Raw genomic sequence first — 21,897 nt, 5'->3', positions numbered from 1 at the left:
CAGCCAGTGGATACTTAAGCCGATGCTTTTAGCGTATAGACTTGCGCAATGCACTGCGTGGCCATGGTGGCCACATTGAATAACTCAGCCTGTGTTGCACCGCTAGCCGCCTGCACGGCCATGCCCTGATGCACTGTCATCACCAGCTTGGCCAGTATCACCGGATCGGCTGTCGCCACTAAATCCTGTTCGCTCACCGCACGTGCAAAGCGCTGCGCCAGTTGCCTTTCAAGCGTCTGGCGATACCCGCCTAGTAAGGTCTTGATTTCAGCTGACTCGGCACTACATGCCAATGCCCCCTGCGTCACTAGGCAGCCGACAGGATGCGACTGATCCGCGAGCATCTGCGCCGCCTGCGACAACATTAACTGCACCACGGCCACGGCGGTCGGCTGCGCCAATGAAGCTGCCAGAAAACTCGCTGGGCCTTGCACGTAACGCTCAAGCGCCTTTTTAAACAAAGCCTCTTTGCTGCCATAGGCGGCGTAAATGCTGGCTTTATTCATATTCATCGCCGACATCAAGGTGCTCATAGAAGCGCCTTCATAGCCATGTTGCCAAAAGACATGCATGGCCTTCTCTAAGGCAGTCTCGTAGTCAAAAGCCACAGGCCTGCCGCGTTTTTTAGCAAGTGTTTCTATCGTCATCTCATTCATCTGTGTGATTTTTAAAATATTATACCACTCGGTAAAAAATATGTTGACAACTTTATGAGCCATGATTTAGTATTTGTTTACCGATTGGTATTTAATAATTAAAGCATCACTAACTAGGAGTTCAACATGAGTGTTTCACAACAGCGCATTGCATTGATTACAGGCGGCAACCGTGGTATCGGCTTTGAAACAGCCAAAAAACTGGGCGAACAAGGCATTAAGGTCATTATCGGTGCCAGAGATTCGCACAAAGGTGCGCAGGCCGTGGATGCACTGAAAGCCCTGGGAGTAGACGCAGAATATCTGCACTATGACGCTATGCAGTCCAACGCACCACAAGCGGTCGCCGCAGCCTTAGAATCGCGTTTCGGCAAACTGGATATTTTGGTCAACAATGCAGGCATGCTTAAAGAAGAACTGATCGGCCAAAACAACACCTTAACGGTAGATCAAGACACTCTGAAAACAACCTTTGAAGCTAACTTTTTTGCCGTGGTTGCGCTCACACAGGCACTGATCCCCTTGCTGCAACGCTCCCCTGCCGCACGCATTGTTAACTTATCCAGCATCCTCGGCTCACAAACCCTGCATAGCGCACCAGACTCGCCGATTGAAGCTGCCAAAGGCCTTGCTTACAACGCCTCTAAAACCGCACTCAATATGTTTACCATCCACCTGGCACATGCCTTAAAAGAGACTCATATTAAAGTTAACTCGGCCCATCCTGGCTGGGTCAAAACCGAGTTAGGTGGGGCCAATGCGCCTATGGAAATCAGTGACAGCTGGAAAACCTCTGTCAGGCTAGCGACGCTGGACGAGCAAGGCCCAAGCGGTGCTTATTTTCATGAAGACCAGCCTCTGCCATGGTAAACAGCGCCAACAAGCGCTTAGCGTTTAAGCGCAAACTGGTGTTTGCGCTGTTGATGTCTTTGGTCACGGTCAATATTGTCAGCGTGTCGATTTTATTGATTAATCATGTGCCAACCGTGGTGTTTTTTCAGAAATGGCTCACCAGCATTAGCGTCGCTTGGCCGATTGTGTTTATTAGCATTTTGCTGATTGCACCCTCATTATTGCGATTGACGGAATGGCTGGTTAAAGAGCCTGCTTAGGCACCTACTCGCTGTTGCATGAGAAAAAGCGTTGCCTTGGTAACGCTTTTCGCCCACTCATCCCTCCCACCACGCTGCCGACATCCAAAACGCGCACCGTGCCTTGATATATTTCCATATTTGTGGAAATATAGTCATATGAACAATCAACAAGCCGTGACTTTACTTTCTGCGATTGCTCAGGAAGCCCGATTGGATATTTTCAGATGTTTGGTGCAAGCCGGACCGGCAGGCTTATCTGCGGGCGCGATCTCGCAAACCTTGCAGATCCCCAACAGCACCTTGTCGTTCCACTTAAAAGCGCTAAGCCATGCCGGCATGATCAGCGCCCAACAAGAAAGCCGGTTTATTTATTACTCAGCCAATTATCAAAGCATGAATAGCCTGCTGGCTTATTTAACAGAAAACTGTTGCGCTGGACAGCAAGCGTGCTGTCCAGACGTCATCTGTGCATCCTCAAAGGAGTAAACATCATGAAACGTATTCATCTCCATGTCTCAGTCGATGACCTGGCAAAAAGTATTTCTTTTTACAATACGCTGTTTGGCGCTGTGCCTACCGTTGTAAAAGATGACTATGCCAAGTGGATGATGGAAGACCCACGAGTCAATTTTGCAATTAGCCAGCGCGGCGCGAAAGCGGGTTTAGACCATGTTGGGATTCAGGTTGAGAGCGATGAAGAATTAAGCGAGATTCAGTGCAGACTTGAAAAAGCGGATATGGATATGTTGACGCAAGCGGGCACGACTTGCTGCTACGCAAAATCAGACAAGCATTGGGTACAAGACCCGTCAGGAATTGCATGGGAAACCTATCGCACGCTTGAGAGTGCGCCAACGTTCAACAATGCGACTGAGCAGACAGCACCTGAAGGTGCTTGCTGTGCCCCTACACAATCCATTCAATTGATAAAACGTACTGAAAAGACGAGCAATGAAAACAAATCAAGCTGCTGTTAACTCCCCCCCCAAAATGAGTCGTTTTGAGCGACACCTCACTTGGTGGGTGTTTGCATGCATTGTTGCAGGCATCACCTTAGGCAAGGCTGCCCCGCAACTGTTTGAGGCAATAGCTGAAATCAAGATTGCTGAAGTGAATTTACCCGTCGCTGTCTTGATATGGTTAATGATCATTCCCATGCTCTTGAAGATCGACTTCAGCGCCATGGGCGAAGTGTTTAATCATGCCAAAGGCATAGGCGTTACTCTCTTTATCAACTGGGTGATTAAGCCATTGTCTATGGCGCTGCTAGCGTGGATATTTATTCGTCATCTATTTGCTGACTTATTACCTGTGGCACACATTGATAGTTATATTGCTGGTTTAATTTTATTAGCGGCAGCCCCTTGTACCGCCATGGTATTCGTGTGGAGTAATCTTTGCGATGGTGATCCCAAATTCACACTATCGCAGGTTGCCATTAATGACACCATCATGCTGTTTGCATTTGCACCCATTGTTGCCTTGCTGTTAGGGCTATCCAGCATAGTCGTGCCATGGAATACCCTGTTCATCTCAGTCGTGTTATTTATTGTTGTGCCAGTGATGATGAGTCAGATACTCAGAAACGTATTATTGCAAAATGGTGCGCAATCACTCCATCGCACATTAAAAACATTACAACCCCTCTCTCTTAGTGCGCTACTTATTACGCTTGTGCTGCTGTTTGCATTTCAGGGTCAGCAAATCCTGAATCAGCCAGTGGTGATCTTACTGCTATCAGTGCCTATCATCATTCAAGTCTACTTAAACTCAATGCTGGCTTATTGGCTGAACAAAAAATTCAAGGTGGCACACTGCGTAGCAGGTCCATCAGCTTTAATCGGTGCATCAAACTTCTTTGAATTGGCGGTGGCAACTGCGATTGCATTGTTTGGGTTTAACTCAGGTGCTGCGTTAGCAACAGTGGTGGGCGTATTGATTGAAGTACCCGTGATGCTGTCTATCGTCGCCATCGTCAACCGCTCTAAACATTGGTATGAAAGCATTTAATATGAACATCTTGTTTTTATGTACTGGCAACTCTTGCCGATCGATTATTGCTGAGGCGACCTTTAATCACCTGGCACCAACCGGCATGCAAGCCATGAGCGCAGGGAGCCAACCAACGGGGGAGGTGCATCCGCGCTCAATTGCTTTATTGAAAAGCAAGGGAATTGCGACAAAGGGTTATTACAGTAAGTCATGGGACAACCTGCCAATGACGCCAGACATTGTGATTACAGTGTGCAGCAATGCGGCAGGAGAAACCTGTCCAGCCTATCTAGGCGATGTGATGCGCGCACACTGGGGCGTTGAAGACCCCGCCAAAGCCACCGGCAGTGACGTGCAGATACAAGACAGCTTTGAACAGGCCTATCGCCTACTCAGAGCCCGTATAGAGGCATTTTTACAGTTGGATCCGTCAATATTGAATGACCGCAGGGCTTTGCAAACTAGATTGCAAGCCATAGGTCAGAGTGAATCTTGAGATTCTGGGGTTAGAACGGCTTGCGCGGCTCTAAATGACGGAAAATAATGCGGCCTTTGTCCATGTCATAAGGTGACATTTCGATGGTGATTTTATCACCGGCCAGAATGCGAATTTTGTGCTTACGCATTTTACCACCAGTGTAAGCAATTAATGTATGACCATTATCCAGCTTTACGCGATAGCGAGCGTCGGGCAGGATTTCAGTCACTGCGCCTTGCATTTCAATTAACTCTTCTTTTGCCATTAAAAACATCCTTTAACAATAAAAAAGCCCGGAAAACCGGGCTTTTTCCGGTAGGCTGCCTAAGCAGCCATGCGGACAGGCTTTTAATTATTCAATGATTTGAATATTTGCAGCTTGTTTGCCTTTAGGGCCAGTTGCTACTTCAAAGCTCACGCGTTGGTTTTCTTTCAAAGTTTTGAAACCTGCAGATTGAATTGCAGAAAAGTGTGCGAACAAATCTTCGCCGCCGTTATCTGGAGTGATGAAACCAAAACCTTTTGAATCGTTAAACCACTTCACTGAACCTGTAACCATAATAAATCCTTGGATAAAAAATAATAGAACGGGTTAATACCCATAAAAACGAGGATCAAGATGGCGAGAAGTAACGATAGAACCAAAAGATAGAACCGGAGAACAACAACACTACTTGAACTTCGTGAGGATGAACTATGCACGCAATATTAAATATTAGCAACAAGTATTTTGTAAATTTGGGCACAATTATCGCCACCAGTGGCTGATATGCGACAAAAAAAGGCAATCGTCTCTAAAATAGCGGTTTCACCATGCCGTTGGTACTGCGGCCACCAGGTAGTCCATAAACGCCCTCACCTTGTTGGTCATGGCATGCTGATCACGAAAACAAGCATAAAACTCTAACGGCAAGCTCGCCACTGACTGGCCGTCAGGTTGATCCGTTGAAGGTTGAAATAGCGCCACTAAAGCCCCCTGTTGAATATCAGCATTCGCAACAAAGGCAGCCAGCCGCACAATCCCTGCGCCTTCCAACGCCAAACGATGCAAAGAATCAATATCATTACAGATCATGCTCGGACTTATCTCAGGCACATAGTGCACGCCATTGCGCTCAAATGCCCAAGCCAGCAAGCGGCCATCTACCGGCACACGGAACATCAGGCAATCATGCTCAGCCAATTGCTCAGGCTGGCTTGGTGTGCCTTTTCTTTGCAGATAGTCAGGCGATGCGCAAAACAGCACCGGCACTGAGGCAATGCGCCTGGCAACTAGGCCAGGTTCGAGTTGCTGTTTGAAGCGGATGCTGATATCAATCTCTTCTGTGACATGGTCTAGGCTATGGTCAGACAGTACCAACTCGATAGAGAGTTTGGGAAACTGCCGCGTAAAAGCCGGGATCAATGGCATTAACACATGGCGGCCAAAAGCAACCGATGAACCTATGCGCAACCGGCCCTGTGGCTGGCCATGAAACTCGGTGATCACAGACTGCGCCCTGGCGAGCGTCGCTATCACCGGCTGCACCTCAGCATAATAAAGCGCACCACTTTCTGTCATCGATAGCTTGCGCGTCGTGCGCACCAACAGACGGGCGCCTAATGACTTTTCAAGGCGCTGGATATTCTGGCTAGCGGCCGCAGCCGTGATGCCCTGCAAGCGCGCACCTGCGGCAATACTGCCCGCCTGCACCGCTTTCACAAAACTTTCTATGCTTCTTAAGGTATCCATAAACTATCGACTTATTAAACATATTCGATAGTTTATCTTTATAGTGATTCAATATTCAAGTGACTACTGCTATCGCAATAATCTGCCTATAGTGTCAGCAACAACCTGGAGCAGATAATGAATCGCACAAAAAACAGTTTTCGCCGGATTCCCAATAAATTCACGCCCTATGTATTTGCATTTCTGATGGCGGGCATCATGGCATTTTTAATGTCCATGGTGATTGTGGCAGCCAATAGCGGCCTACAGGCTGGCTATCTATTCCGCGTCTTGCATGCCTATGCACTGGCCATGCCAATCGCCTTTATCTGTGTGCTCATCGTCAGGCCTATCGTGATGTACCTGGTACAACAATTAGTTGATCCAGCTTAATGTCACCCGGCCTGCTCATGTTATGCAGGCTGGCAATCATAAAAAAACGGATGCACGCGCATCCGTTTTTTATTGCATACAACTACCTAGGTTAGAACAATGGTGAATATAGCATCACCAGCAAGTAACCAACGCCAGCCCCGGCCAGTACGTCACTCGGGTAATGTAAACCGAGCACGACGCGCGAGACCCCTACCAACACCACAAACGGATACACGATAGGAAACAATTGCGGATAATGCTGCACGGCCACCATGCCAAAAGCAACGGCGTGCAAGGTGTGACCAGAAGGGAAACTAAAGTAATCGAGTGGTGTGCCGCTGAGCAACACATCCTGACGCACTTGAAACGGTCTGGGGCGGCTGGTGCGGTGTTTGAGCCATTTGTAAACCAGCGTACCCGTTAACCCAACAGTGAGCATATGCAGGCAAACATAAAGCCCGTGCTGGCCTTGAGTCACAGCAATCACCAGCATCAGAAGGTACCAGAACATGCCATCGCCCATGCGCGAAATGGCACGAAACAGATTGCGAATGAGACGATATTGCCCGGTATGACTGACTTTGACACACAACCGGCTGTCTACCGACTGCGCCCATCCGAGTGTTTGGTGTAGTTTCAGCATCTCAAGTCCTTTCCGGGGCTCACCCCGACCATGCTTCTTGGGTAAGCGTAGTCTGACTGCGATGCTTGAAACTATCGTGAAGAATTCATGAAATTAATATGACGCGCGATTATTTCCATAACACGCGATAAACAAAGCCTGGGAAAGATAACACCAGAAACACGCACAGCGTCACGCTGTAGAACTCCCAGCCTTGTGGCCACACCTGGCCCATGACAAAACGCTCAACCAGATAGGCAATCACCAGCGTGATGAAATAAGCCGGCACCAGCACGACAAAGCGCTGCCACAACTGGCTGATCGTGCCCGCCAGGCCTAGCCATTTATCGGATACCCAACCCAGGTTGGCCATAAACAGCATCAGCAATAAAAAAATAAGTTTTGCGGCCATAGAGAATTATTGCAGACTGATTAACAAACTGTGGCCACAGACGCCAAGCAGCACTTCGGGGAACAAACCTAGCCCCAGCAATGCCAGCGAATGCACACTGAGAATAAAGCGCATATCAACCGGGGCCGTCAGTGGCGTATGATCCTCAGGCGCATCAAAGTACATCTTGCGCACGATATTGAGGTAGTAAAACGCACCGATGGTGGCCATTAATACGGCGAGCACCACTTGCCAGGTAAAGCCAGCCTGCCAGGCCGCTTGTAGCACGGTAAACTTGGCATAAAAACCAACTGTCGGCGGAATGCCTGCCATGCTGAACATAATGATCAGCATAAGGAAAGCAAACCATGGATGGCGCTGATTGAGACCTTTGAGGTCATTGATTTCTTCAGCCTCGAAGCCCTGGCGACTCAACAGCAAAATAATACCAAAGCCAGCAATCGACATCAGCACATAGGTACTGATATAAAAGAAGCTGGAGGCAAAACCATTAGCATTCGCGCTCATCATGCCGAACATAATGAAACCGACATGCGAAATGGTGGAGTAAGCCAACATGCGCTTGAGGTTGGTTTGCACAATGGCGCTGAAATTACCGATGATAATAGACAACACTGCCATCAGCATCAGCATGTCCTGCCAGTCCATCGCTAGCGGGTGCAAGCCTTGCACCAGCAAGCGGACCGTCATGGCATAAGCGGCGAGTTTGGGCACTGAGCCAATCAGCAAAGTCATCGGCGTTGGTGAGCCTTGATACACATCCGGCACCCACATCTGGAATGGCACCGCACCAAATTTAAACGCTAACCCAGCCACTAAAAACACCAGTCCCAAAATCAACACCGGACTTTTGGGTTGTTGTGCAATGCTATTGGCAATATCGCTCACATCCAAGCTACCCGTCATGCCGTACAGCATGCTCATGCCATACAGCAACATACCTGAGGCCAGCGCGCCCAAGACAAAATACTTCATGGCCGCTTCTGATGCTTTAGGATTATCGCGGTCAAACGCCACCAAGGAGTACAAGCACAACGACAACAGCTCAAGGCCGATGTAAATGGTGAGCAGGTTATGACCGGACACCATGATCATCATGCCCAGCAAGCCAAACAACACCATGGCATAAAACTCACCACGATACAGGTTACGGTCTTGCAGGTATTTGCGCGTATACACCAGAATCAACGAGGTGCCGAGATACATCATCAATTTAATGATATCTGACAAGGTATCGTCAATAAACATATGTGAGAACGCAAAGCCAACCGCAGGCGTATGCGTTTTAAAGGTAAAAAAGGCGGCGGCAAACAGAGTGAACTGGCTCAAGCCATAAATCATGAAACGATTCTGCGGCAGGATGAACAAATCCAGCAACAAAATAAACATAGCCATACCCATGACCACCAGTTCCGGCAACAGGGCGAGCAAATCGAATTGCATATTATCCATTTTCTAACATCCTGCCTTAATAGCCGGTAACTGGCAATTTAGAGATCGCCATGTGTTTCAGGAACTCAGTACTGGTGGCCTGCATCACCTCAGTCAGCGGTTGCGGATACACCCCAAAACCAATCACCAGCAGCGCCAGTATCCCAAGAATCAGGAACTCACGTTTATTGAGATCACTGAGCTCAGCCACATGATGAGTAGTCACATTGCCGAAGAATACGCGTTTGGTCATCCACAAGGTGTAAGCCGCACCAAAAATCAGGGTGGTGGCAGCGAAGAAAGCGACCCAGAAATTAAATTTGACCGCCGCCAGAATCACCATGAATTCGCCAACGAAACCCGAAGTGCCTGGCAAGCCGCTGTTAGCCATGGCAAACAACACCGCAAAAGCAGCGAACACCGGCATTTTGGTGACCACGCCACCATAAGCCGAGATTTCACGGCTATGCACGCGGTCATACAGCACACCTACGCTCAGGAACATGGCAGAAGAAATAAAGCCGTGGGAGATCATCTGCACCACGGCGCCCTCAAGGGCCAACTGGCTAAACATAAAGAAACCCAGTGTGACAAAGCCCATATGTGAGATGGATGAATAAGCGATCAGCTTCTTCATGTCTTTTTGCACCAGAGCAACCAGCGCGATATAGACCACGGCGATCAATGACAACACGACCATGGCCGTACTGAAATAATGTGCCGCATCTGGCGCAATCGGCATGGCAAAACGCAGGAAGCTGTAGCCGCCGAGCTTGAGTGCAATCGCCGCCAGCACCACAGAACCACCGGTTGGCGCTTCCACGTGGGCATCCGGCAACCAGGTATGCACCGGCCACATTGGAATTTTCACCGCAAACGCCATAAAGAAGGCAATAAAGATATAAATCTGCGCCTGCATGCTCAGTGGCAACAGGTAGTAGTCAGCCAGTTCAAAGCTACCGGTTTGATGGTAGAGGTAGATAAACGCCACCAGCATCAGCAATGAGCCGAGCAAGGTATACAGGAAAAACTTAATGGTGGCGTAAACGCGGTTCGGTCCGCCCCAGATACCAATCACCAGGAACATCGGGATCAGCATCGCCTCCCAGAATACATAGTAGAGAATGGCATCCAGCGCAGTAAACACGCCGATCATGATGCCGCTCATAATTAGGAAGGCCGCCATATACTGGGCAATATGCTTGGTAATCACTTCCCAACCCGCCAGCACTACAATCACGGTGGTAAAGCTGGTCAGCAACACCAACGGCATCGAGAAGCCATCCACCCCCAGGTGATAATGCATATTAAACGCGGGTACCCAGGGCAACAGCTCTTCAAACTGGAAGAAACCATCCTGTACATCAAACAAGGTGTACAACGGCAGCGTCACCAAAAAGCTGACCAGGCTACCAGCCAATGCCAGCCAGCGTGTCAATGTGTCGTTGTGGTCGCCGCCGAGCAGCAAGACCAGCACGCCAGACAACACCGGCAGCCAGACGGCCAGACTTAACCAGGAAATACTTGTGAGGTCGGCTTGCATCATTAGTTTATTTTGATAAAGAAAGTCATAAGAAGGAATACGCCGATAATCATGGCGAAGGCGTAGTGATAAATTAAACCGGATTGCAGATTGCGCACTTTTGCAGCAATTTTGCCCATGGTGTTGGCAGTGCCATTCACCATGGCGCCATCAATCAACGTAATGTCGCCATATTTCCACAACAGGCTGCCCAAGTAACGCGAACCACCGGCAAAGAATTTTTCATTAAAGCTGTCAAAGCCGTATTTTTTTTCCAAGATATTGTAGATCAGCTGACAACGCGCTTTGATCGCAGCCGGGATATCCGGGCGCTTCATGTAGAAGAACCATGACAGCAATACACCGGAAGCCGCCAAAAAGAATGGCAGGCTGGTAAAACCATGAATCGCCATGCCAGCCGGGCTATGCATAAACTCGTGGTAATGATGCGCCAAGTGCTCCATGGCCGGATGCGCCTCAGGATTCACAAAAATCACATTTTTGAAGAAGTCGCCATACAGCATGGGTTCGAGTGCAATATAGCCAATGACCAGGGACGGAATCGCCAGCAACACCAGTGGCAGAGTGACCACCCAGCCTGGCTCGTGCGGATGATCATTTGGCCCCAAGCCATGGTGATGTTCTTCATCGTGCGCGTGGTCGTCATCATGATGCGCATCGTCATGGTGTGCCTCTGCATGATCATTGCTATGGGCCGCATGTCCATGGTCATCATGCTTGGCATGACGCCACTTCTCTTCACCGTGAAAGACCAGGAAATACAATCGGAAAGAATAGAACGCGGTGACAAAGACACCAACGATGACAGCAAAGTAAGCAAAGCCGCTACCAGGAATATGCGACAACTCAACCGCTTCGATAATACTGTCTTTGGAGTAGAAGCCAGCAAAGAACGGCGTGCCGATCAAGGCCAGAGAGCCAATCAGCGACGTGATCCAGGTCACAGGCATATATTTTTTCAGGTTACCCATATTGCGGATATCCTGATCGTGATGCATGCCCATAATGACTGAGCCCGCGCCAAGGAAGAGCAAGGCTTTAAAGAAGGCGTGTGTCATCAGGTGAAAAATCGCCACCGAGTAAGCAGACGCACCCAACGCAACCGTCATATAGCCCAGTTGCGACAAAGTGGAGTAAGCCACCACGCGTTTGATATCGTTCTGGATAATGCCTAGGAAACCCATAAACAGCGCGGTAATCGCACCGATGACCATCACCGTGGACAAAGCAGTGGTCGACAATTCATATAATGGCGACATACGGGCCACCATAAAGATACCGGCCGTGACCATGGTCGCCGCGTGAATCAAGGCTGAAATCGGTGTAGGGCCTTCCATGGAATCTGGCAACCAGACGTGCAAAGGGACTTGTGCAGATTTACCCATGGCGCCCACAAACAGCAATAGACAAGTCACGGTCATCAATGACCAGTTGCAGCTACCCAGCAGGTTAACTTGTGTGTTCGCCAGCGCTGGTGCATGTTGAAATACAGTGGCGTAATCAAGGCTGCCAAAATAATAAAGCACCATGCCGATGCCGAGTAAAAAGCCAAAATCGCCTACGCGGTTGACCAAAAAGGCTTTTAGGTTAGCGTAAATGGCCGTGGGGCGCGTAAACCAGAAACCAATCAGCAGGTAAGACACCAGGCCTACTGCTTCCCAGCCAAAGAACAACTGCATAAAGTTGTTGCTCATGACCAGCATCAGCATAGAGAACGTAAACAATGAAATATAACTAAAGAATCGGCTATAGCCTGGGTCTTCCGCCATATAACCGATGGTGTAAATATGCACCATGAGCGAGACAAAAGTCACCACAACCATCATCATCGCGCTCAGATTGTCGATGAGAAAACCGACTTCAAAATGCACATCACCAGACTCCAGCCAGGTGTACACCGCTTCATTTAACGTAAACCCGTTTAAGGTCTGGTTAAAAATACAGGCGGACAACACAAACGCTGCCCCCACGCCAGCAATCGTGATAACATGGCCAGCCCAACGTGGCAGATAATTACGGAAAACACCGACGATGGCGGCTGCGATGAGTGGCAGCAACGGAATCAATATCAGGATTTGTTTTATTGTCATCACACTTAACCTTTTAACTGATCCAGATCATCGACATTGATGGTGCGCAGATTACGGAACAGCACGACCAAAATCGCCAGACCAATCGCGGATTCGGCGGCAGCTACCGTCAGGATAAAAAATACGAACACCTGACCAGCGATGTCGTTCAGGTAATGCGAAAAAGCGATGAAGTTGAGGTTTACGGCCAGCAACATTAACTCAATCGCCATCAGCAAAATAATCACGTTTTTGCGGTTGAGGAAAATACCAATCACGCTAATAGCAAACATCAGCGCCCCCAGAATCAGATAATGCGACAAACCGACCATCATTATTTTTTCTCCTCTGCCGCCGCTGCCGGGGCTTCTTCTACTTCGGCAGGCATGGACACAATACGCAAACGATCACTGCGTTTCACTTTGACCTGATCGGCCGGGTTCATGGACTTATTGTCTTTACGTTCGCGCAGCGTGAGCACAATCGCGGCGATCATCGCCACTAGCAACACGACAGCCGCCAATTCAAATGGTAGCAAATAGTCGGTATACAACACTTTACCCAATGCGGCGGTATTGCTGTAATTGGCGGGCAGTTCTACCGCCTCACTTGGATGCAGGTTTTTCTCGGCCAGCACCATGGTCATTTCGACAACCATCAAAACGCCGATCAGGCCCGCCATCGGCAGGTATTCCCAGAAGCCCTCGCGCAATTTATCAAGGTTAATATCCAGCATCATCACCACAAACAGGAACAGCACCATCACCGCACCAACATAGACCAGAATCAGGGCAATGGCTAAAAACTCGGCCTCTAGCAGCAGCCAGATGCCAGCCGCCGTAAAAAACGCCAACACCAGGAACAGTGCCGCATGCACCGGGTTGCGTGTGGTGATCACACGGATGCCCGAGAACAGCAAAATGGCTGACAGTACGTAAAAAACAATGTCGGTAAATAACATGATTATTCCTGTGTGACCTTATCGATAGACCTTGTCCTGGGCGCGATCTTCTGCAATCTGCGCCTCGTACTTGTCACCTACTTCCAGTAGCATTTGCTTGGTATAAAGCAAGTCACCCCGCTGCTCGCCGTGGTAGTCAAAAATGCGGGTTTCGACAATGCTGTCCACCGGGCAAGACTCTTCACAAAAGCCGCAAAAAATACACTTGGTCAGATCAATGTCGTAACGTGTGGTACGGCGGGTGCCATCTTCACGCTGGTCAGACTCAATGGTAATCGCCATCGCCGGGCAAACGGCTTCGCACAGTTTGCAGGCAATGCAACGCTCTTCGCCATTCGGGTAGCGACGCAAAGCGTGCAACCCGCGAAAACGATTCGATTGCGGTGTCCGCTCTTCTGGATACTGAATCGTAATCTTTTTGGCAAAGAAATAGCGTCCGGTCAGGGCCATGCCTTTGAGCATTTCCACTAACATCAAACTGCCTAATGTATTTTTAATCGAATTCAACATGGTAAGGTTTCCAAAATCCCTGTTTGTGCAGCGCCCGGTTTAGTGGAACAAATAAGCCCATTGCGTTTGCATCATCGCCCCCACCACCACGATCCAGACCAGCGTGATGGGAATAAATACTTTCCAGCCCAGACGCATGATCTGGTCATAGCGGTAGCGCGGAAAGGTCGCGCGGAACCACAGAAACAGGAACAATAAGAAAGCCACTTTTGCCAGCAACCACAAAATACTGTCTGGCAAGAAAGGCACGGGGGATAACCAGCCACCAAGGAACATTAATGCTGCCAGCATGGAAACCAGCATCATGTTGGCGTATTCCGCCAAGAAGAATACTGCGAATGCCATGCCGGAATACTCTACGTGAAAACCTGCCACAATCTCCGATTCACCTTCGGCGACGTCAAATGGCGCACGGTTGGTTTCAGCCACGGCACTGATGAAATACACCACAAACAACGGGAATAACGGCAGGAAATACCAGTGCCAGAAACCGCCCTCTTGCCCCATGACTATGGTGCCCAGGTTGAGCGAGTTGGCACACATGAGTACGCCTACCAGGGTGAAACCCATGGCGATTTCGTAAGAAACGATTTGCGCCGCTGAACGCAACGCGCCCAAAAAGGCATACTTGGAGTTAGACGCCCAACCGGCAATAATCACGCCATACACCGCCACTGAGGTCATCGCCAAAATATACAACAAACCAGCATCGACGTTTGCCAGCACCAAGGTGGCATCAAACGGGATCACCGCCCAGGCCGCAAACGCAGGTGCAATCGCCAGCACGGGGCCAATAAAAAACAATGCCTTGTTAGAAGCGGTAGGCAGGATAATTTCTTTAAATAACAGCTTTAAACCATCCGCCAATGGTTGCAATAGACCAAAATAACCCACACGGTTAGGGCCGATACGCACCTGCATAAACCCAATCACTTTGCGCTCTGCGAGGGTCAGGTAAGCCACGCCTATCATCAGTGGCAGCACGATGGCCACAATCTTGATCAGCGTCCACACCACCAGTTGCACATCTGCCCAGTAGGACCCAAATAATTCAGCGAAGAATTGCATGTTATGCCATCTCGGTCAGTTGTTTTTCGTAAATCGCCACTTGGTCGGCCGTGGCTTTAGCAATGGTGATGTCGCCCATGAGGTCACCCAGACCCGCGGTCAAAGGATGCGCTGCCGCGACACGCACGCAGCCTTTGGCCACATGGTTATCCACGCGCACTTTAAGCACTGCGCTGCCTTTGTCCTGACGCGCAACGACGATATCGCCATCTTGCAAGCCCAGTTCAGCCAACTGCTCAGCACGCATACGTGCCATCGGGCGCACGTTGTATTTGGTTTTTTGTAATGGGGCCGAACGACGCACGATAGGGTCAGATTCGTATTGCGGCACTTCACCAATCCGTTGCAAGCCCTCTTTCTTGATGTTGACCTGAATTTCAACCAACTCTTTCAGGTTGTTGTTCAGACTACGCCACACCACGGCAGAAGGTTTCTCACCATTAAAGATAGCGTTTTTCACTTCTTCTGAGCTGTTGTAATCAAAGCCAGTCAAGCCCAGAGTATTGGCTAACACACGCAGCACCTTCCAGCCTGGACGACATTCGCCCAGCGGACGCGTCACGGCCTGGAAGCTTTGTACACGGCCTTCCATGCTCATAAATGTGCCAGAGGTTTCAGTGAACGGTGCAATCGGTAACAAAATATCTGCGTTTTCGAGCGCAGCAGATTTGTAAGCCGTGAGGGCAATCACGCATTCAGCTTTCGCCATGGCTTCACTCGCCAGGGCCGCATGCTGACAATCGAGCTCAGGCTCAATATTCAACAACAGGTAGGCCTTGCGAGGCACCTCAAGCATGGCGCGCGCATGCATGCCAGTCGCTGAAGGCATCACGCCCATCAGGTGCATGCCGGTACTGTTAGCCGCTGGCGGCAAGATACCGCCTTTGGCACCAGTAATACCGCCGATGGCTTCGGCCATGCTGTACATCTCGGTAAAACGGGGATCGCTCAAGGCCATATTACCCAAGAAAATACCGACCTTAGGCGCAATCAGGATCACTTCATCACTGATACCGGCCAGGCATTCGGCAATTTTCTGCGTGTTTGGACGTACCTGAATTTCTTCCAACAACTTGTTCAGCGTTGGCGGCAAGCACAGCGACAGTTTTTGCAAGCCAGACATGGCTTTTAACACCTGCCCCAACACGTTGACCATATCGTTTGGACGCACAATGACCTTATGCGCGATATCCATCAAGGGGTCGTTATCGAGCGGGCTGACGATACATAACTCCGCGCCATTCGCTACCGCCTTGCGGATACGCTGCGCCAGCAATGGATGTTCATTGCGCAGGTTGGAACCGATCAACAAGATACGATCCAGCTCTTCGATTTCCTGGATATTGCAACCCATCCATGGTGTGCCAGTACGTTTACCATCCAGGCGGAAGTCAGTCTGGCGCAGACGATAATCCACATTGCCGCTGCCGAGGCTTTCAGCCAGCTGCTTAACCAGATAGCCTTCTTCCATGGTGCTGTTTGGGGAAACCAGGACACCCAGGGCTTCGCCACCGTGCTCTTTGGTAATGTCTTTTAATTGGCCGGCGGCAAACTCTAGCGCCGTTTTCCAGTCGGTTTCCTGCCATTGGCCGTTGTGCTTGATCATAGGCACTTTCAAACGGTCAGGGCTATTGAGGCCTTCATAAGAGAAACGGTCGCGGTCAGACAACCAGCACTCGTTAATAGATTCTTTTTCGCGTGGTAACACACGCATGACTTTATTGTCTTTGACGTGTACTTCAATGTGCGAACCCAGGCCATCATGCGGCGCAATCGAAGGCCTGCGTACCAGCTCCCAGCTACGGGCAGAATAACGGAACGGCTTGCTGGTCAATGCGCCCACTGGGCACAAATCAATAATATTGCCGCTCAGCTCGGAGTTCACAGATTGGTCAACGTAGGCGGTAATTTCAGCGTGCTCGCCACGGTTTACCAAGCCTAGCTCCTGCATGCCGCCCACCTCTTTAAGGAAGCGTACGCAGCGTGTACATTGAATACAACGTGTCATATCGGTGCTTACCAACGGGCCGATATTTTTATTAAACACCACACGTTTTTCTTCGGTATAACGCGAGCCGGAGGCGCCATAAGCCACGGCAATATCCTGCAAATCACACTCACCGCCCTGGTCGCAAATCGGGCAATCCAGCGGATGGTTAATCAGCAAAAATTCCATCACGCTTTGCTGCGCTTCAACGGCAGACTTACTACGGGTATAAATCTTCATGCCATCGGCCACCGGCGTCGCACAGGCGGGCAATGGCTTGTTGAATTTTTCCACCTGCACCAGACACATGCGGCAGTTAGCCGCCACGGACAGTTTTTTGTGATAACAAAAACGTGGGATGGCAATGCCTGCCGCGTCCGCAGCATCAATGATGGTGCTGCCGTGTTCGACTTCTAGTGGTTTGCCGTCAATTTCAATGTTTAGCATGTGATTACCGTTAAGCTTGATAGCGTTTATTTACCATCGACCATGGACTTGCCATGCTGGATATAGTATTCAAATTCTGGGCGGAAATGCTTGATAAAGCTGAGCACCGGCGTCGCTGCCGCATCGCCCAGCGCACAAATGGTGCGCCCAGAAATGTTGTTGCTTAAATCTGTCAACAGGTCCAGGTCTTCCATCTTGCCTTTGCCGTCTACGATGCGCTCAATAATGCGGTAGACCCAGCCTGTGCCTTCACGGCATGGTGTACATTGGCCACAGCTTTCTTCGTAAAAGAAGTAACTCAGGCGTTTAAGGGTTTTGACCATGCAGGTGGTTTCGTCCATGACAATCATGGAACCCGCGCCCAAACTGGAGCCCGCTTTGCTCAAGCCATCATAATCCATGGTGGCATTTTCAATGGCGCTGGCTGGCATCACCGCAGTGGACGGGCCGCCTGGAATCACGGCCTTTAACTTGCGGCCTTTCCAGATACCGCCTGCCATTTCCAGCAAGTCTTTAAAAGGCGTGCCCATTTTGATTTCATAGTTGCCCGGCTTTTCCACATGGCCAGACACCGAGAACAATTTGCTACCGCCAGAGTTAGGTACACCGAGGTCAGCAAACGCTTGGCCGCCATGCTGCATAATCCACGGGATAGACGCATAGCTTTCAGTGTTATTGACGTTGGTTGGCTTGCCAAACACGCCATAACTGGCCGGGAACGGCGGCTTGAAGCGTGGCTGACCTTTTTTGCCTTCAATTGACTCAATCAGCGCGGTTTCTTCACCACAGATATAAGCGCCATAACCATGTACGGCATACAAATCAAAACTAAATTCTGATCCGAACAGGTTTTCACCGAGATAGCCCGCCTCGCGTGCTTCTGCCAGCGCCGCTTCAAAAATCTCGTAATCCTGCCAGATTTCACCGTGGATATAGTTGTAGCCTACGCGTGCACCTAAGGTGTAAGCCGCAATCGCCATGCCCTCAATCAGCTGGTGCGGGTTATAGCGAATGATGTCACGGTCTTTAAAGGTGCCTGGTTCGCCTTCATCGGTATTACAGACCAGATATTTGGTGCCATCGTAATAACGTGGCATAAAGCTCCACTTAAGGCCTGTCGGGAAACCGGCACCACCACGACCACGTAGATTAGAGACTTTGACCTGGCTGATAATCTCAGGCGCTTTGACTTTCTCGGCGACCAGACGCTTGAGCTGCACATAGCCGCCCAGTTTTTCATAAGTTGCCAATGAAGCAGGATTGTCCTCTGTGAGCGTACGCAAGGTGACCAGCGTCTGGCCAGCCAAGTCGGTCTTGACCACAGGAGAATTGTTTAAGGGTGCGTTTGAAGTCTTTGCCATGTCAGTTTCCTAGCCCTTGTTCAACGCGTTAATGAGGGCATCCACTTTTTCAGTAGTCAAAAATTCGTGCATTTCACTGTTATTCACGTGCAGCAACGGCGCACCACCACAACAGCCCATACACTCACCTTCTTTGAGGCAGAATTTACCGTCTGGTGTCACTTCGTTAAAACCGACGCCGAGCTTATGCTGCAAGTGTTCTACGATTTCGTCCGAGCCCCGCAGCATGCAAGAGATATTGGTGCAAATCGTGATCTTGTGCTGACCCACTGGCTCAAGGTCATACATATTGTAGAATGTCGCGACTTCCAGCGCCGCAATTTCCGGAATGCGCAAATACTTGGCGACTTCAGAAATACTTTCCTTAGACAACCAACCGCGTTCCATTTGAACAATGCGCAAGGCCGACATCACGGCCGCCTGACGTCTGTCTTTTGGATATTTGGACAGTTCGTATTCAATCTTTTCAATGGATTCTGCACTGAGCATGCTTGTACCTTGTCTTTTCGATCCGTGCTATCTCTTCGTTCCGTTGATACGTTCGGCTTATCTATCAATCTCGCCGAACACAATATCCTGTGTCCCAATAATCGCCACCAAATCAGCAATCATATGACCACGTGTCATTTCGTCCAATGCGGCCAAATGCGGAAAGCCTGGCGCACGGATTTTCAAACGATATGGCTTGTTGGCACCATCTGACACCATATAAATGCCGAATTCGCCTTTTGGATGTTCCACCGCTGCATAAGCCTCACCTGCAGGCACATGAAAGCCTTCGGTAAATAACTTAAAGTGGTGAATCAAGTCTTCCATATTGGTTTTCATGCCTTCGCGGTTAGGCGGCGCAATCTTGTTATCATCAGTGATCACCGCGCCAGGATTTTTGCGCAGCCAGTCTATACATTGCTTGATAATGCGATTGGACTGGCGCATTTCTTCCACGCGCACCAGGTAACGGTCATAACAGTCGCCGTTCACACCAATCGGGATATCAAAGTCCATTTTGTCATAGACTTCATACGGCTGTTTCTTGCGTAAATCCCAGGCAATGCCGGAGCCGCGCAGCATGGCGCCCGTCAAGCCCAGCGCCAATGCACGCTCAGGCGTGACCACACCAATGCCCACCGTACGCTGTTTCCAGATACGGTTATCCGTCAACAGTGTTTCGTATTCATCAACGTAGGTTGGAAAACGCTTGGTAAAGTCTTCAATGAAGTCCAGCATGGAACCTTGACGGTTCTCATTGAGTTTTTTGATTTCGTCAGCGCTACGGAATTTGGTGGTTTCGTGCTGCGGCATTTTCTCCGGCAAGTCACGATAGACACCGCCAGGACGGTAATATGCCGCATGCATACGCGCGCCAGACACCGCTTCATAGACGTCAAACAAGTCTTCACGCTCGCGGAATGCATACAGGAATACCGTCATGGCGCCCACGTCCAACGCATGCGCACCCAACCACAGCAAGTGGTTGAGGATACGGGTAATTTCGTCGAACATGACGCGGATATACTGCGCACGCACCGGCACGTCTATGCCCAGCATTTTTTCAATCGCCATCACATAGGCATGCTCGTTGGCCATCATGGACACATAGTCCAGGCGGTCCATATACGGCACACTTTGCAAATAAGTACGGTTTTCGGCCAGCTTTTCTGTGCCGCGATGCAACAAGCCAATATGCGGGTCAGCACGTTGAATCACTTCTCCGTCCAGCTCCAGCACCAAACGCAATACCCCGTGCGCCGCAGGATGCTGCGGGCCAAAGTTCATGGTGTAGTTTTTAATTTCAGCCATGATGCGCCCCTTCATCACGAATCACGCGCGGCACATTATTGCGCTGCTCGATAGACACAGGCTGATAAATCACGCGCTGCTGCACTGGGTCATAACGCATTTCAACATTACCAATCATGGGGAAATCTTTGCGGAAGGGATGGCCAACAAAACCATAGTCTGTCAGCAAGCGACGTAAATCTGGGTGGTTTTCAAACATGATGCCATACAGGTCAAACGCTTCGCGCTCAAACCAGTTAGCCACCGGCCAGATATCGACCAGGGTCGGGAACACCGGAAAATCATCGTCAGCGGCAAAGGCGCGGATACGTACACGCTGATTCAGGCTCACCGATAATAAGTGCAATACCACAGCATAGCGCTGACCCTCCCAGCGGCCATCGCCATACTCAGAATAATCCACACCACACAAGTCAATCAGCTGTTCAAATTTAAGCTCAGCATGCGTTTTAAGTCTTTCAGCCACTGCTAACAGGTGTTTCACATGCACTTCTACAGTGATCTCACCCAGCTTCTGCTCCAGCCTGATTACTCCATCACCCAAGGCCAACTTGAGCTGCGCGGACAAATGTTCGAGTTTTGCGGACATAGTTTAATTTCTTGGGCTTAAGTATTTGCGTTTTTTGATCTGGAATCAGGTTCTAGCGATGGTGTTGGTGCGCTTGATTTTCTTTTGCAACTGGATAATGCCGTACAACAAAGCCTCAGCCGTTGGCGGGCATCCAGGCACGTAGACATCCACCGGCACAATGCGGTCACAGCCGCGCACCACCGCATAAGAATAGTGATAATAGCCGCCGCCATTGGCACAGCTACCCATAGAAATCACCCAGCGCGGCTCAGCCATCTGGTCGTACACCTTGCGTAAGGCCGGTGCCATTTTATTCACAAGCGTGCCCGCCACAATCATGACGTCAGACTGACGCGGACTCGGGCGAAACACAATCCCAAAGCGGTCCAGATCGTAACGCGAGGCACCGGCATGCATCATTTCTACCGCACAGCAGGCCAGACCAAATGTCATCGGCCATAAAGAGCCGGTCCGCGTGTAGTTAATCACCGTGTCTAGCGTGGTCGTGACAAACCCTTTTTCCAATACGCCTTCAATGCTCATTTTGCATTAATCCCATTCAAGGGCGCCCTTCATCCATTCAAAGATGAAGCCGACCACCAATACAAACAAAAAGACCATCATCGCCCAGAAGCCAGCAGACCCAATCTCTTGAATCACCACCGCCCACGGGAAAAGAAATGCAATTTCCAGATCAAATAGAATAAACAAAATGGCGACCAGATAGTAGCGCACATCGAATTTCATGCGGGCATCTTCAAACGCCTCAAAGCCGCACTCATAAGGAGAGTTTTTTTCCGCATCAGGTT

27 protein-coding genes are annotated in these 21,897 nt (G+C 49.8%); 7 read left to right on the top strand and 20 right to left on the bottom strand.

What is annotated here, in order from left to right:
- Positions 1-14: 14 nt before the first annotated feature.
- Positions 15-647 (bottom strand): TetR/AcrR family transcriptional regulator, encoded by a 633-nt coding sequence (locus E6Q52_RS10865; RefSeq protein WP_292821922.1) that lies wholly within the window; start codon positions 645-647, stop codon positions 15-17.
- A gap of 135 nt (positions 648-782) precedes the next feature.
- On the opposite strand from E6Q52_RS10865, the gene E6Q52_RS10860 reads away from it, so the two are divergent.
- From E6Q52_RS10860 to E6Q52_RS10835, 6 genes are all read left to right on the top strand, one after another.
- The gene (locus tag E6Q52_RS10860; protein WP_292821920.1) at positions 783-1,526 is read left to right on the top strand and encodes an SDR family oxidoreductase; all 744 of its coding nucleotides are present in this window, start codon (positions 783-785) and stop codon (positions 1,524-1,526) included.
- Positions 1,520-1,768 (top strand): DUF2798 domain-containing protein, encoded by a 249-nt coding sequence (locus E6Q52_RS10855; RefSeq protein WP_292821918.1) that lies wholly within the window; start codon positions 1,520-1,522, stop codon positions 1,766-1,768. The genes E6Q52_RS10860 and E6Q52_RS10855 overlap by 7 nt, the downstream gene beginning before the upstream one ends.
- Before the next feature lie 138 nt (positions 1,769-1,906).
- Complete coding sequence (locus E6Q52_RS10850; RefSeq protein WP_292821916.1) at positions 1,907-2,236, top strand: helix-turn-helix transcriptional regulator; 330 nt, start codon at positions 1,907-1,909, stop codon at positions 2,234-2,236.
- Positions 2,237-2,241: 5 nt separating this feature from the next.
- Positions 2,242-2,727 carry an ArsI/CadI family heavy metal resistance metalloenzyme gene (locus E6Q52_RS10845; protein WP_292821913.1) on the top strand — a complete coding sequence of 162 codons (486 nt, stop codon included), beginning with the start codon at positions 2,242-2,244 and terminating at the stop codon, positions 2,725-2,727.
- Complete coding sequence (arsB, locus tag E6Q52_RS10840; RefSeq protein ID WP_292821911.1) at positions 2,702-3,760, top strand: ACR3 family arsenite efflux transporter; 1,059 nt, start codon at positions 2,702-2,704, stop codon at positions 3,758-3,760. The genes E6Q52_RS10845 and arsB overlap by 26 nt, the downstream gene beginning before the upstream one ends.
- A 1-nt stretch (position 3,761) precedes the next feature.
- Positions 3,762-4,238, top strand: coding sequence for an arsenate reductase ArsC (locus E6Q52_RS10835; RefSeq protein WP_292821909.1), 477 nt, complete (start codon positions 3,762-3,764; stop codon positions 4,236-4,238).
- A 10-nt stretch (positions 4,239-4,248) separates the two neighbouring features.
- Here E6Q52_RS10835 and infA read toward each other — a convergent pair whose 3' ends face one another.
- The 3 genes from infA to E6Q52_RS10820 all read right to left on the bottom strand — a co-directional run bounded on the left by infA (position 4,249) and on the right by E6Q52_RS10820 (position 5,952).
- Positions 4,249-4,485 (bottom strand): translation initiation factor IF-1, encoded by a 237-nt coding sequence (gene infA, locus E6Q52_RS10830; protein WP_029148556.1) that lies wholly within the window; start codon positions 4,483-4,485, stop codon positions 4,249-4,251.
- Positions 4,486-4,572: 87 nt separating this feature from the next.
- Complete coding sequence (locus E6Q52_RS10825) at positions 4,573-4,779, bottom strand: cold-shock protein (protein ID WP_018985697.1); 207 nt, start codon at positions 4,777-4,779, stop codon at positions 4,573-4,575.
- Positions 4,780-5,028: 249 nt separating this feature from the next.
- Complete coding sequence (locus tag E6Q52_RS10820) at positions 5,029-5,952, bottom strand: LysR family transcriptional regulator (protein ID WP_292821906.1); 924 nt, start codon at positions 5,950-5,952, stop codon at positions 5,029-5,031.
- A 117-nt stretch (positions 5,953-6,069) separates the two neighbouring features.
- On the opposite strand from E6Q52_RS10820, the gene E6Q52_RS10815 reads away from it, so the two are divergent.
- The gene (locus tag E6Q52_RS10815; RefSeq protein WP_292821904.1) at positions 6,070-6,324 is read left to right on the top strand and encodes a DUF2798 domain-containing protein; all 255 of its coding nucleotides are present in this window, start codon (positions 6,070-6,072) and stop codon (positions 6,322-6,324) included.
- 91 nt (positions 6,325-6,415) lie between these two features.
- Here the strand turns inward: E6Q52_RS10815 and E6Q52_RS10810 are convergent, their stop codons facing one another.
- The 16 genes from E6Q52_RS10810 to ndhC form a co-directional block, all read right to left on the bottom strand.
- A complete protein-coding gene (locus E6Q52_RS10810; protein ID WP_292821902.1) occupies positions 6,416-6,949 on the bottom strand; it encodes a phosphatase PAP2 family protein in 534 nt (177 codons plus the stop codon).
- 109 nt (positions 6,950-7,058) lie between these two features.
- Positions 7,059-7,340 (bottom strand): DUF2818 family protein, encoded by a 282-nt coding sequence (locus tag E6Q52_RS10805; protein WP_292821900.1) that lies wholly within the window; start codon positions 7,338-7,340, stop codon positions 7,059-7,061.
- A 6-nt stretch (positions 7,341-7,346) separates the two neighbouring features.
- The gene (gene nuoN, locus E6Q52_RS10800) at positions 7,347-8,792 is read right to left on the bottom strand and encodes an NADH-quinone oxidoreductase subunit NuoN (RefSeq protein WP_292821898.1); all 1,446 of its coding nucleotides are present in this window, start codon (positions 8,790-8,792) and stop codon (positions 7,347-7,349) included.
- 16 nt (positions 8,793-8,808) lie between these two features.
- Complete coding sequence (locus E6Q52_RS10795) at positions 8,809-10,317, bottom strand: NADH-quinone oxidoreductase subunit M (protein WP_292821896.1); 1,509 nt, start codon at positions 10,315-10,317, stop codon at positions 8,809-8,811.
- On the bottom strand, positions 10,317-12,404 hold the full coding sequence (gene nuoL / locus E6Q52_RS10790) for an NADH-quinone oxidoreductase subunit L (protein ID WP_292821894.1): 2,088 nt from the start codon (positions 12,402-12,404) through the stop codon (positions 10,317-10,319). Before nuoL ends, E6Q52_RS10795 begins: the two co-directional genes overlap by 1 nt.
- A 5-nt stretch (positions 12,405-12,409) precedes the next feature.
- Positions 12,410-12,715, bottom strand: a complete 306-nt coding sequence (gene nuoK / locus E6Q52_RS10785) for an NADH-quinone oxidoreductase subunit NuoK (protein ID WP_019881823.1) — start codon at positions 12,713-12,715, stop codon at positions 12,410-12,412.
- Between the two features lie 2 nt (positions 12,716-12,717).
- Positions 12,718-13,344, bottom strand: coding sequence for an NADH-quinone oxidoreductase subunit J (locus E6Q52_RS10780; protein ID WP_292821892.1), 627 nt, complete (start codon positions 13,342-13,344; stop codon positions 12,718-12,720).
- Between the two features lie 18 nt (positions 13,345-13,362).
- A complete protein-coding gene (gene nuoI, locus E6Q52_RS10775; RefSeq protein WP_194740851.1) occupies positions 13,363-13,854 on the bottom strand; it encodes an NADH-quinone oxidoreductase subunit NuoI in 492 nt (163 codons plus the stop codon).
- Positions 13,855-13,893: 39 nt separating this feature from the next.
- Positions 13,894-14,922, bottom strand: coding sequence for an NADH-quinone oxidoreductase subunit NuoH (nuoH, locus tag E6Q52_RS10770; protein WP_292821889.1), 1,029 nt, complete (start codon positions 14,920-14,922; stop codon positions 13,894-13,896).
- A 1-nt stretch (position 14,923) separates the two neighbouring features.
- Positions 14,924-17,356: an NADH-quinone oxidoreductase subunit NuoG gene (nuoG, locus tag E6Q52_RS10765; protein WP_292821887.1), complete on the bottom strand. Its 2,433-nt coding sequence runs from the start codon at positions 17,354-17,356 to the stop codon at positions 14,924-14,926.
- Positions 17,357-17,382: 26 nt separating this feature from the next.
- Positions 17,383-18,717, bottom strand: a complete 1,335-nt coding sequence (gene nuoF / locus E6Q52_RS10760; RefSeq protein WP_292821885.1) for an NADH-quinone oxidoreductase subunit NuoF — start codon at positions 18,715-18,717, stop codon at positions 17,383-17,385.
- A gap of 9 nt (positions 18,718-18,726) precedes the next feature.
- On the bottom strand, positions 18,727-19,206 hold the full coding sequence (nuoE, locus tag E6Q52_RS10755; protein WP_292821883.1) for an NADH-quinone oxidoreductase subunit NuoE: 480 nt from the start codon (positions 19,204-19,206) through the stop codon (positions 18,727-18,729).
- 57 nt (positions 19,207-19,263) lie between these two features.
- Positions 19,264-20,517: an NADH-quinone oxidoreductase subunit D gene (locus E6Q52_RS10750; RefSeq protein WP_019881814.1), complete on the bottom strand. Its 1,254-nt coding sequence runs from the start codon at positions 20,515-20,517 to the stop codon at positions 19,264-19,266.
- Positions 20,510-21,106, bottom strand: a complete 597-nt coding sequence (locus E6Q52_RS10745; RefSeq protein ID WP_292821880.1) for an NADH-quinone oxidoreductase subunit C — start codon at positions 21,104-21,106, stop codon at positions 20,510-20,512. Before E6Q52_RS10745 ends, E6Q52_RS10750 begins: the two co-directional genes overlap by 8 nt.
- 45 nt (positions 21,107-21,151) lie before the next feature.
- Positions 21,152-21,631 carry an NADH-quinone oxidoreductase subunit B family protein gene (locus E6Q52_RS10740; protein ID WP_018985714.1) on the bottom strand — a complete coding sequence of 160 codons (480 nt, stop codon included), beginning with the start codon at positions 21,629-21,631 and terminating at the stop codon, positions 21,152-21,154.
- A 6-nt stretch (positions 21,632-21,637) separates the two neighbouring features.
- On the bottom strand, positions 21,638-21,897 hold a 260-nt coding region (gene ndhC / locus E6Q52_RS10735), incomplete at its 5' end, for an NADH-quinone oxidoreductase subunit A (RefSeq protein WP_292821877.1).

Origin of the sequence: Methylophilus sp., assembly GCF_008015755.1 — a bacterium.
Classification (GTDB): domain Bacteria; phylum Pseudomonadota; class Gammaproteobacteria; order Burkholderiales; family Methylophilaceae; genus Methylophilus.
This window is presented reverse-complemented; position numbering and strand designations above follow the sequence as displayed.